The organism is Bacteroides sp. 3_1_13 (assembly GCF_001185845.1).
GTDB classification, from domain to species: Bacteria; Bacteroidota; Bacteroidia; order Bacteroidales; family Bacteroidaceae; genus Bacteroides; species Bacteroides xylanisolvens.
Genome location: NZ_KQ236956.1, coordinates 1,919,821 through 1,931,642, shown reverse-complemented (window position 1 = coordinate 1,931,642; position 11,822 = coordinate 1,919,821). Strand labels below are relative to the sequence as shown.

Genomic DNA, 11,822 nt, shown 5'->3' with positions numbered 1-11,822 from the left:
ATTGTCTAATTGATTGATTATCAGTGAGTATTACGACTTCTGTTTTCCTTCCAATAGGATGAAATCTATCCGCCCTTTTTTATTGTTTCTTTTCCGTATTTACCATTTATATTTGCCAGCGTAATGATAAACAAAAATCTAAGCAATGGAAAATATAAACATGAAATCCACTCAACTGGTTGCTGACTCTTATAAGAGTTATCATCATTCCGTTTATCTTTATATCTATTATAAAATAGGTAAGGACGAAGAAGCAAAAGATCTGTCACAAGATGTCTTTTTGCGTTTGATGGACTATAAGCAGATATTGCGTCCGGAAACAGTGAAACATTTTATATTCGCGATTTGCCGGAATCTGGTAACGGACTATTTGCGTCGTTTTTACAAAGCTCAAGAAGTAACTTCCTATCTTTTCGACCGGATTCCTACTTGTACCAATGAAGTGGAGAGCCAGATTATTGCCAATAATCTATTGACATGCGAATGGGAGAGAGCCAATCAGCTTCCTGAACAACGTCGGAAGATTTATATCATGAGTCGTTTCGAAAATAAATCCTCGGCTGATATTGCCGCCCAATTGGGAATTTCTTCCCGTACGGTGGAAAACCACTTGTTTATCAGTCGGAAAGAAATCCGTGAGTATATCCAACAGTGTATCTAATATTAGAATAAATAGTATAAATGTTAGTTTTAAATTTTATGTATATGAAAAAAAATCTCTTCAGATTCTCATCGAGAAGATTTCTATTCTCTACGGTGATGGCCTCTGTCCTTGTAACAGGTGCTCCGCAGGCGGTATTTGCCAATGTGGGAGAAGTGCAGGCTGTTTCGCAGACTGGGGCAATCAAAGGTAAAATCGTGGATTCCTATGGCGAACCTGTTATTGGTGCCAATGTCAAAGTGAAAGGCACTACTAATGGTACGATAACGGATATGGATGGAAACTTTACTTTGAATAATGTATCAGGTGGTACGTTGGTGATTTCTTTTATTGGTTATAAGACGTTGGAAGTTTTTGTAAAAGGGACGAATCTGACTAAAATTATCATGCACGAAGATACAGAGGTGCTGGATGAGGTTGTCGTGGTAGGTTATGGTACTCAGAAAAAAGAATCGTTGACAGGCTCGGTAACAGTGGTCGACCAAAAACTTTTTAAGGACAAAGGTACAGTGGCCAATCCGCTCTCAGCTATGCAAGGTCAGGTTCCGGGCTTACGCATCACCCGCTCGTCGGCTGCTCCCGGCGAAGAAGGATGGGGTGTCTCAATCCGTGGCTCTGTCTCAAAGAACAAGGTAGAACCTCTTTTGATTATTGACGGTGTACCAGCCAGTGGTTTGAGTGAGATGGCTCAACTCAATGCGGACGACATCGAAACCATTAACTTCCTGAAAGATGCTTCGGCTGCTATTTATGGCGCAAAAGCAGCGGGTGGTGTGATTTTGGTAACTACCAAACGTCCCGATGCCGGCAAAACCAGAGTGGAATATAGCGGTTCGGTTACACGTAAAATTGTGGGTTTGCAGCCCCGCATGATGAGCATGGACGAATGGACGGACGGTGTGCTTCAAGCACGTTTGAATGACGGCTATGGCGAAGACGACAACTGGGTGCGCTATGCCCGTTTGGCTAAAGCCATGAAGGGGAGTTGGATTAATCTGCATGGTGGAAACAACCCCGATGAAGATCCTATCCCGGGAGGATTCCGCGGTGTGGCCGACTTTGTGTTTCACGATATGAACTGGACTGATGTGCTGTGGGGAAATGCCACTTCTACCCAGCATAACCTCAGCGTAAGCGGAGGTTCGGAAAAATCGACCTACCGACTTTCATTGGGTTATTTGAACGACCAAGGGACGCTGCAATGGGGGAACAACTCGAACGAACGCTATAACGTACGTTTATTCAACAGTTTCAAGATAAACAACCGTATCAGCCTGGAAACCAACATGTCAGCCAGTCGTCAGCATCAGGTGGCTCCTACACAGATTGGTAGTATATTAGGTAGTAGCATACCGCAGCCAGGGCTACCGGTTTCGACCATTGATGGCAAACCGTATGCGTGGGGAGGCATTCATACTCCCAACTGGTCGGCCGAATTGGGTGGTGACAACAAACTTGTGGTGACCACTATGAATGTGAACGAAATTTTGAAAGTGAACATTTTGGATGGTCTTGATTTTCAAGGCACTTTGGGTTACTCAACGAACAATGCGGTCCGTGACGAACAATATCTTTCGGTTGATTGGTATCAATACGACGGCACTCCGATTCTGAATGAGAACTCTCCCTATCCCGCAAAAGAAAAATCATCGTATACTAAAAGTTCTGCGCGTACCGACAATTACACGGCATCAGCTTTCCTCACTTATAAGAAATTATTTGATGAGGTTCACGACATATCGCTTATGGGAGGTGTGCAATACGACTATGCCGCTTACGATTATAGCGGCACCAAAGCAATGGACGTGGAAGCGTCAATCGAATCGCTTAACGGTAAAGGACAAATCTACATAGACAAAGTAGACCGTTGGGAGGAAGCCATTCTCTCTTATTTCGGTCGCTTGAATTATAACTACAAGTCGAGATATATGGTCGAAGTGAATGCTCGCTACGACGGCTCTTCGAAATTCTTGCCCAAGAATCGCTGGAACTTCTTCTGGGGCGCATCAGCCGGATGGCGTATTACTGAAGAAAAATTCATGGAGAACTTGCGTGACTATGTGAATGAACTGAAATTACGTGCCTCATATGGTGAGGTAGGTAACCAAAATGGTATCGGACGCTATGACGGCATCCAACTTTACAACTACAAATCGAACAGCGGCGCTTTGTTGGGCAACTCGAAAGGAACCTATGTGGAATCTGCCGGACTGGTGAGCACCGTGCGTACTTGGGAACGTATCTACAACTATAACTTGGGGATTGACTTTGGATTCCTCAACAATCGCCTTACGGGTACGTTCGAGGTCTTTAAAAAGAAAAACGACAATATGCTGGTTTCGCGTCTGCACCCCGGTGTATTGGGTGGAACTGCTCCCAGCACTAATAGCGGTAAGTTTGAAGCCAATGGTTACGATGCCAGCTTGACTTGGCGTGACAAGATAGGCAGTTTCAACTACCATGTTGGCGGTACGTTAACTTATATGACCAACAAACTCGTTGATGGAGGTAACATCGTGGTGAGCGCAGGTTATAACGAAGCCGTGAATGGTTATCCACTCAACTCGGTATTTGGCTACCGCTACGTGGGCAAAGTACAAAACCAAGACCAACTGGACTATTACGTGGACAAATATGTGGGCAGCAACTCTATTGCCCTACCTGCCAACTTGCGTTTGGGCGACCACATGTATGAAGATGTGAACAAAGATGGTAAACTGACACAAGACGACCTTGTATTTCTTGGTTCCGACGACCCCAAATATTCGTTCTCGTTTAATTTCGGATGCGAGTGGAAAGGATTCGATTTCAATACCGTGTTCCAAGGTGTGGGCAAGCGTACCATCTATCGTGAAATTGACTCTTGGAAAGTGCCTTTCAAAGCTATTTGGCTGAACACTACCAACCAGTCGGTAGGTAATGTATGGAGTCCTGAAACTCCTAACAACCATTTTCCTACTTATTCAAACAGTAATGACATCAATAACTATAACTACATTCCCTCTACCTGGTCGGCCGATAATGGAGCATACCTGCGTCTCAAAGAGATTGTACTAGGTTATACATTGCCAAAGGCATGGATGAATAAGAGCGGTTTCATCAGCAACCTGCGTATTTATGTATCGGGCGCCGACTTGTGGGAAAAATCATATATCACCGATGGTTGGGATCCCGAAGCCACCCGCAAAGTGGAAAACAAGCAACGCTATCCGTTTAACCGCACCGTGACTTTCGGTGTGAATGCCACATTCTAATTTTTATTCTTAATATTGAAGATAACAATGAAAAAAATAGCATATATTTTAGGAATCATTTGCGCCATGACCATGCAGTCGTGTTTAGACCTTGAGCCCAAGACGCAATTGGCGGATACCAACTATTGGAAGTCGCCCGAACACTTCAAACTTTTTGCCACCCAGTTCTACGGCTGGTCGGCCGACTTTCGATGGCTCGACGACAGTCAGCACGCTGATATTCGCTCGGACTTGTTTGCCGGTAGCACGGTGAACATCTATAGCAACGGAACAAACAGTATTCCGTCATCCGACAAACATTATACCGACAATTACAATCGTATTCGTCAAACCAATACTTTATTGCAACAAGCCGATGCGTATGAACAACAAGCCGACATCGCCATTTCGGTGGGGGAAGCCCGTTTCTTCCGTGCTTATTGTTACTTCGAGTTGTTGCAGGCCTACGGTGACCTTATCATTACCCGCACGCCGCTCGACATCAACTCGCCTGAGATGCAGAAGGCCCGCAATCCGCGTACCGAGGTAGCTGACTTCATCATTGACGACTTGAAAGAAGCCGCTAAACTATTACCCGTCGATAAGGCTATCAGCAGCAGCGATGAAGGTCGCCTCTCCAGCGAAGCCGCTTTGGCATTTCTTTCGCGTGTAGCCCTCTATGAAGGTACATGGGAGAAATTCCATAATGGCGGTCAAAATACCGAACGTACAAAAGATTTGCTCAATACCGCAGCACAGGCGGCTCATGATGTAATGGCGGGCGGAGCATTCGAGCTTTTTGCTCCTCAAGAATTGGGTACGGAAGCCTACAAATATCTCTTTATCTTGGAGAATGAAAAGTCGAACCCTGCCAGTATCAATAAAACAGGTAATAAAGAGTATATCTTTACCCGCCGCCACGACCCTGTTATCAATTCTATCGGGTTCAACATCACCCAAGGGCGTTTGGGCAATGCCTTGTACGTTACTCGCAAAATGGCTAATATGTATCTGCAAAGCAATGGGTTGCCCATCAATCCCCAAACGTGGAATTACACGAAAGTGGATGATGAATATAAAAATCGCGACAACCGCATGAACAATCAGCTTATGGTGCCCGGACAAACTTACTGGGGTACAAACGGCGGACGCATCGATTGGAGCGGCAATGCTGCCGAAATAGCCAATGCCTCGCATAGGAACTTCATACCTCAAACGGGTACAGGCTACTTTCCCCACAAGTGGTGTAGCGAACGCGACGGAGTGCCTACCGGTATGGAAGCCTATGACTTCCCCATCATCCGCTATGCTGAGGTATTGCTGAACTATGCCGAAGCCGTGTTTGAACGCGATGGACAAATATCGGATGAAGACTTAGCCATCAGTTTGAACTTGACACGCAAACGCATCAACCCCGAAATGCCTGACTTGACTAACGACTTTGTTACGGCAAATAATTTGGATATGCGCACAGAGATTCGTCGTGAGCGTACCATCGAATTTTTCGATGAGAATTTCCGCATTGATGATCTGAAGCGTTGGAAAACGGCCGAAGACGAAATGCCGATGAATCTCACCGGTGTGAAGTGGAAAGGTACCGATTTTGAAAACAGATGGCCTGATGCTTCCTTTAAGGAGAAAGATGGTGAAGGTTGCATTATCCACGAGAAAGGACGCAACTGGCACGAAAAGCATTACTTATTGCCGCTGCCCACCGACCAGCTCAAACTGAACTCCAACTTGAAACAAAATCCGGGTTGGAACCAATAATCCATTCATTATTCATTTATAAAGTAATCGAATTATGACATACAAAAATATACTTCAAAAGGGTGCGTTTGCAGCACTGATGACGGCTGGCTTAATGATGACCGTTTCGTGCAACGATGACGATGTATCCCCTGTTTTAGAAGAGAGAGTGCTCGTTAAGGAAATCAACCTTGAAGTGACCCCCGAACTGCCTCTGCTGATAGGCACTGACACTTTGATAAAATATACCGTAGGTCCTGATGAGGCTTTCAACAAAGAGGTGGTATGGAAATCGACTGTGCCCGATGTGGCTACCGTAGATGCCGAAGGACGCATCACGGCAGTGAAGGCCGGTAGTACAGTAATTTCGGCCAAGCCGGCTGTGGGCTATTCTGCCACTTCGACTATCAATGTGAAGGTGGTAAACGAAATTATTCACATCACTGATATCAATCTCACTAACGAAGATCTCGAAGTGTTTGTAACCTCAACTTTGCCCCTTACTTGGCAGACTACTCCGGCCGACCCCACTTACCCCGGGTTGATTTGGAAAAGCCTTACTCCCGATAAAGCCACTGTCAATGAAAAAGGCGAGGTGAAGGGCATAGCCGAAGGAAAGGCACGCATCCAAGTTACCGCTACCGACGACAAACATTTCACGAAAGAGTTTGAAATTAAGGTGAAGCCCATTATCTATATCGAAAGTATGGAATTTGTGAAAGAAACAGACAAACTGGCTTTGGGCGAAACCTACACTCCGCAGATGAATGTAACGCCGATAGATGCTACGCTTTCGTACATCGTATGGGAAAGCAGTAAGCCGGATGTTGTAGAGATTGATGAAAAAGGCCGGTTCGTGGCGAAGGCTTATGGCAATGCAGTAATTACCGCTTTGGCCGACTATGGTGACGGTAAACCTGTCAAAGCTACGATGAGTGTCAACGTGAGCGAAGGTTTAATGAACGACCAGTTTACTGTCGAGAACATCTGGCAGCCATTCGGAAACTTTACTCACCGGGAATTTGAATGGATGGAGAATGACGGAGTACTTCGTATTTTCCCCGGTGAAGATAAGACTTACAAAGCTGTCCGCATTTGTCGCAACGGCGGTTTTGGGTTCAACGTAACCAACTATCCCATCTTGGCCTTTAAAATGAAATTCCCCGAAAATGTGTTCGAAGCATCGACAAGTATAGAGTGGTATCTAGACATTTGGGGCGGAAGCGGCATTACCGTAGCCGGTAAATATGGCGAAGATACCGATAAAGGAAAAAATGCCATGACTGTGGTAGATTGCGGTGAATACAAAGTATTCTACGCCGACTTCACGAAGAAATTCCTTGGCAAAAATCAACAGTATATGCCTACCTCATTGACGAAGTACGACACGGTGGAACTTCAATTTTGGAAAATCTGGTATGAAGCCAATGAAACAGGCAGCATCTATGTGGATTGGATAAAGACTTTCGAATCGGAACAAGAACTGAAAGATTTGATAAAGAACGAAAGTGGTAAACAATAGCATCTACTTTCTCTGGAAACTGATTGAATAACAAAATGAAAATTGAATGTATGAAAAATCTTATTTATACCTTCGTGGGCAGCGTAACGCTTGTGTTGCTGACCAGCTGTAGTGCTGAGTTCGAGAACGGAACTCCCGAACCATGGCAACGCGAAATCAACCCCAATGAAAATTATGAGTACACCATCAAGCATCCTTGTCTGGTGAACACCGAAGCCGACTTTGAACGCGCACGCCGCAAAGTGAACGAACGTGCCGAACCTTGGATTAGCGGTTGGGAAAAATTGTGCGAAAGCCGATTTGCCCAACTGAGCTACAACGCAAACCCGCAAGAAGAAATTGTACGTCACTCGCAAGGCGGCAACTTCAATACGGCCGCTTTCGATGCCGGTGCCGCTTATCAGTTGGCTGTACGCTGGAAAATTTCGGGAGATGAAGATTATGCCAAGGCAGCTGTTAAAATTCTGAACGGATGGGCTAAGACTTGTAAGGGGGTGAATTATAAAACATGGCCCGACGACAGCCATCGCCTGCTTGCCGCCGGATTTATCGGATACCAGTTTGCTGCTCCCGCTGAATTGATGCGGGATTACGAAGGTTGGAAAACCGAAGATTTTGAAGTCTTCAAGAAATGGATAGATAAAACTTTCTATCCCATCTGTGATGATTTCTTGGATAACCACTTTAATTCTTCAGCCATTTCGGGCTGGATGAGTTGGGATTTGCCCGCCATGCTCACTATTCTTTCTATCGGCGTGCTGAACGATGACGATGCCAAGATTAAACAAGCCTTGGAATTTTTCTATCACGGAAAAGGTATGGGCTGTATCGAATGGTCGGTGAAAGGTATGCACGAGGATCCTGCGGGAAAAGTGAAAGGCAGACATTTGGCACAGAGCCAAGAGATGGGACGCGACCAGGGGCACGCTACTCTCAACGTAGGCTTACATGCTTACTTCTGCCGTACAGCCTATAACATGGGCATCGACCTTTTTGCCTACAACGACAACATCATTCTCGACCTCTGCGAATATACGGCTAAGTATAACTTAACTTCGACCGAAGATGTGGAAATGCCTTTCGAACCTTACTATCACCCTAAATACGGTTGGCATGAGAAGGTGTCGGCCGACGGTAAGGGGCGTGCCCGTCCGGGATGGGAACTCCTTTACAACCATTATGCCAAGGTGAAAGGTATGAATGCTCCATATTCGCAAGCTTTTGCCGAAAAAGAACGCCCCGAAGGATATGGCGAGCGTGGTACTGCCGAAGCCGGTGATTTGGGGTTTGGAACATTATTGTATACTGAAGAATAACTTTTTGAGATTTTCCTACTGATTTCAAGGAGTTAAGAGGTTAGGCTTCTTAACTCCTTGACGTTACTCAATGGAAACCCTTACAACCCTTTATCTTATGATAAATAGATTATTTTCTACCTTATTATTCCTTTCCTGTCTTTTTTGTGGTTTGTCCCCAACGGCAAAGGCGCAAAACAACGAGTGGGAAAATCCCACCCAATATGAGTGGAACAAAGAGAAACCACACGCTGACTTTCGCCTCTACGAGCGCGCAGATGATGCAGTGAACGATAATCCCCAAAAATCGCCTTGGCAATACTCGTTGAATGGTACGTGGAAATTTGTTTATGCTCCCTCTATCGCAGAAAGCATAAAAGATTTTTATCGTACAGATTTATCCGACAATGATTGGGATACAATTATTGTCCCTTCCAACTGGGAAATCCAAGGATTCGGTGAGCCGATAATCCGCAACATTCAGTATGTGTTTTCACCCAATCCACCTTATATCGACGTTGATAATCCTGTGGGGACTTACCGGCGCACATTTACGGTTCCTCAAAACTGGCAGGGGCGTGAAGTGTTGTTGCACTTCGGTTCCATCAGCGGCTACGCCCGTATCTATGTGAACGGGCAGCAGGTGGGGATGACTAAAGCATCCAAGACTCCGGCAGAATTTAATGTGACAAACTATTTGAAAAAAGGAGAGAACTTGCTTGCTGTACAGGTGTATCGCTGGCACGATGGCAGCTATATGGAAGACCAGGATTTTTGGCGTCTAAGCGGTATCGAACGCGATGTTTTTCTGACCGCTTATCCCCAAACGACCATTTGGGATTTCTTTCTGCATGCAGGACTGGACGATACCTACCGACACGGGCAATTCCGGGCTACTGTAGACTTGCGTTCTTTCAATACCAATGCAACCCTGCAAAAGGGGACACTTACACTTGATTTGAAGGACGCAGGGGGGAAGACTGTCCTATCTGCGCAGAAAGTATATTGTATCTCAGACATAAGTACTACACTTACTTTCGAAGGCACTGTGCGCAATGTGCGGAAATGGAGCGCCGAACACCCTTCGCTCTACGACTGTATCCTGACACTTCGATCCGATGGCGACAAGCAACAGACGGTAGTGGCTCATAAAGTCGGATTCCGCCGCATTGAGATTAAGAATGCGCGGCTACTGGTAAATGGTGTACCCACCTATATAAAAGGTGTCAACCGTCACGAACACAATGATACGTTGGGACATGTGCAGACCCGCGAAATCATAATGAATGATTTGCGACTGATTAAACAACTGAACATGAACGCTGTTCGTACCAGTCATTATCCAAATCATCCGTTATTCTATCAATTGTGTGACCAATATGGTATCTATGTAGTGGATGAAGCCAATATTGAAACTCATGGAATGGGTTCGGTTCCTTATTTCAAAGATACCATCCCACATCCTGCTTATCGTCCCGAATGGGTTGCAGCCCACGTCGACCGTATCACCCGAATGGTGGAAAGGGATAAAAATCATTCATGTGTTATCGGATGGTCATTAGGAAACGAATGTGGTAATGGAATTGTGTTCCACGATGAGTATAAGCGTTTGAAGAAATATGACCCCGGTCGTTTTGTACAGTTCGAGCAGGCTTGGGAAGATTGGAATACAGATATTGTCTGTCCGATGTACCCTAATATGTGGAAAATAACAGAATATGGGAAGTCCGGCAAACAGCGACCGTTTATCATGTGTGAGTATGCTCACGCCCAAGGAAACAGCAATGGCAATTTTAAAGACCTTTGGGATATTATTTATGACAGCCCTAACTTGCAAGGCGGTTTTATCTGGGATTTTATGGATCAGGGATTTAAGGTAAAGACCGAACCAAGAGACGGACGTACTTATTGGACGTATAATGGTAAGATGGGGAGCTATAAATGGCTGGAAGATAAGAAAGGGGAACTAAACACGGGAACTGACGGTTTGATTTCTGCCAATGGTATTCCCAAACCACAAGCGTATGAAGTGAAGAAAGTGTATCAGTACATTCAGTTTAGCGCAAAAGACTTGGGGAAAGGAATTATTTCCATTAAAAACCGTTATGACTTTACCAATCTGGATGAGTATGCTTTCATGTGGGAAATATACAAAAACGGAGAAAAAATATCTACAGGGGATTTCAACGTTGATTTAATACCTCACGAAGAGAAAGAGATACGTTTATCTCTTCCTGTTATTCCGGAAGACGGGAATGAGTATTTCCTTAATCTCTATGCGCACACCCGGGTTGCTACCGATTTAGTACCTGCCGGCTATGAAGTAGCTAGAGAGCAGATGCAATTAAATAAAAGTAGTTTCTTCACATCGCTTCCGCCTTGTTCGGGAAAACTATCTTATGAAACAAAAGACAATATTTTGTCTTTTCAATCGGGGGGCGTTTCTGGTAAGATTGATTTGAAAAAGGGAATCTTATTTGATTATATGATAAATGGCGAGCAACCTATCAGGCAATATCCCGAACCAGCCTTTTGGCGTGCTCCGATTGATAATGATTTTGGAAATACAATGCCCACTTTGGCAGGTGTTTGGCGGACAGCTCATGTCAACCGTTATGTGAAGAAAGTGACAATAGACGAACAGAATGAAAAAGGATTATCCATCAGGATTGATTGGATATTAAATGATATTCAGGTTCCTTATATGATGGAATATTTGATCTGTAATAATGGTGCTATTGTTGTGACAGGCAGTATCGACCTGACAGGAACGAAACTTCCCGAACTTCCCCGTTTTGGTATGCGTATGGAATTGCATCAACCTTATGAAAACTTGACCTATTACGGTAGAGGCCCTTTGGAGAATTATATCGACCGTTATTCGAGTTCTTTCATCGGACGATATGAGGATAAGGTTGAAAATCAGTTCTATTGGTATATACGTCCGCAGGAAACAGGAAATAAGACAGACGTTCGTTGGCTGACCTTATTGGATAGCGAAGGGCAAGGAGTGAGAATTACAGGCTTGCAACCTATCGCATTTTCCGCTTTGCATTTCTCACCGGAAGACCTTGATCCCGGCCTGACCCGTAAATTGCAGCATACTATCGACATTGTTCCGCAAAAGAATATCTTTCTGCACGTTGACTTGAAGCAACGCGGGTTAGGCGGCGATAATAGTTGGGGAATGTATCCGCACAATGAATATCGCTTGCTTGACAAGAAATATACTTATAGCTATATGATTGAATTGGTAGAAAAAAAATCAGATTAAGGCTATTGTTTGAATCAGTGGCAGATAAAATCTTCAATAGCATTGAGTAAATAAATTCTCCCCTTCGTATTTGTTTTCCATATATAAC

General features: G+C 44.7%; 6 protein-coding genes. All 6 read left to right on the top strand.

The genetic code is table 11. The features are described 5' to 3' along the window. The first annotated feature begins 145 nt into the window (after positions 1-145). Complete coding sequence (locus HMPREF9009_RS20270) at positions 146-661, top strand: sigma-70 family RNA polymerase sigma factor (protein ID WP_008021644.1); 516 nt, start codon at positions 146-148, stop codon at positions 659-661. 44 nt (positions 662-705) lie between these two features. Continuing rightward, positions 706-3,915, top strand: coding sequence for a SusC/RagA family TonB-linked outer membrane protein (locus tag HMPREF9009_RS20265; protein ID WP_049703403.1), 3,210 nt, complete (start codon positions 706-708; stop codon positions 3,913-3,915). Positions 3,916-3,942: 27 nt separating this feature from the next. Then, a complete protein-coding gene (locus HMPREF9009_RS20260; protein ID WP_008021648.1) occupies positions 3,943-5,664 on the top strand; it encodes a RagB/SusD family nutrient uptake outer membrane protein in 1,722 nt (573 codons plus the stop codon). 34 nt (positions 5,665-5,698) lie between these two features. Then, entirely contained in the window at positions 5,699-7,165 is a 1,467-nt protein-coding gene (locus HMPREF9009_RS20255) for an Ig-like domain-containing protein (RefSeq protein WP_049703124.1), read from the top strand. Positions 7,166-7,215: 50 nt separating this feature from the next. Then, positions 7,216-8,481 (top strand): alginate lyase family protein, encoded by a 1,266-nt coding sequence (locus HMPREF9009_RS20250; protein WP_232313644.1) that lies wholly within the window; start codon positions 7,216-7,218, stop codon positions 8,479-8,481. A 97-nt stretch (positions 8,482-8,578) separates the two neighbouring features. Then, a complete protein-coding gene (locus HMPREF9009_RS20245) occupies positions 8,579-11,734 on the top strand; it encodes a glycoside hydrolase family 2 TIM barrel-domain containing protein (protein ID WP_053095328.1) in 3,156 nt (1,051 codons plus the stop codon). The last annotated feature ends 88 nt before the right edge of the window (positions 11,735-11,822 follow it).

Excerpts from the sequence above, each read along its gene's own strand:
- HMPREF9009_RS20265 (WP_049703403.1), top strand. The coding sequence starts at position 706 with ATGAAAAAAAATCTCTTCAGATTCTCATCGAGAAGATTTCTATTCTCT.
- HMPREF9009_RS20250 (WP_232313644.1), top strand. The coding sequence starts at position 7,216 with ATGAAAAATCTTATTTATACCTTCGTGGGCAGCGTAACGCTTGTGTTG.
- HMPREF9009_RS20255 (WP_049703124.1), top strand. The coding sequence starts at position 5,699 with ATGACATACAAAAATATACTTCAAAAGGGTGCGTTTGCAGCACTGATG.
- HMPREF9009_RS20260 (WP_008021648.1), top strand. The coding sequence starts at position 3,943 with ATGAAAAAAATAGCATATATTTTAGGAATCATTTGCGCCATGACCATG.
- HMPREF9009_RS20245 (WP_053095328.1), top strand. The coding sequence starts at position 8,579 with ATGATAAATAGATTATTTTCTACCTTATTATTCCTTTCCTGTCTTTTT.
- HMPREF9009_RS20270 (WP_008021644.1), top strand. The coding sequence starts at position 146 with ATGGAAAATATAAACATGAAATCCACTCAACTGGTTGCTGACTCTTAT.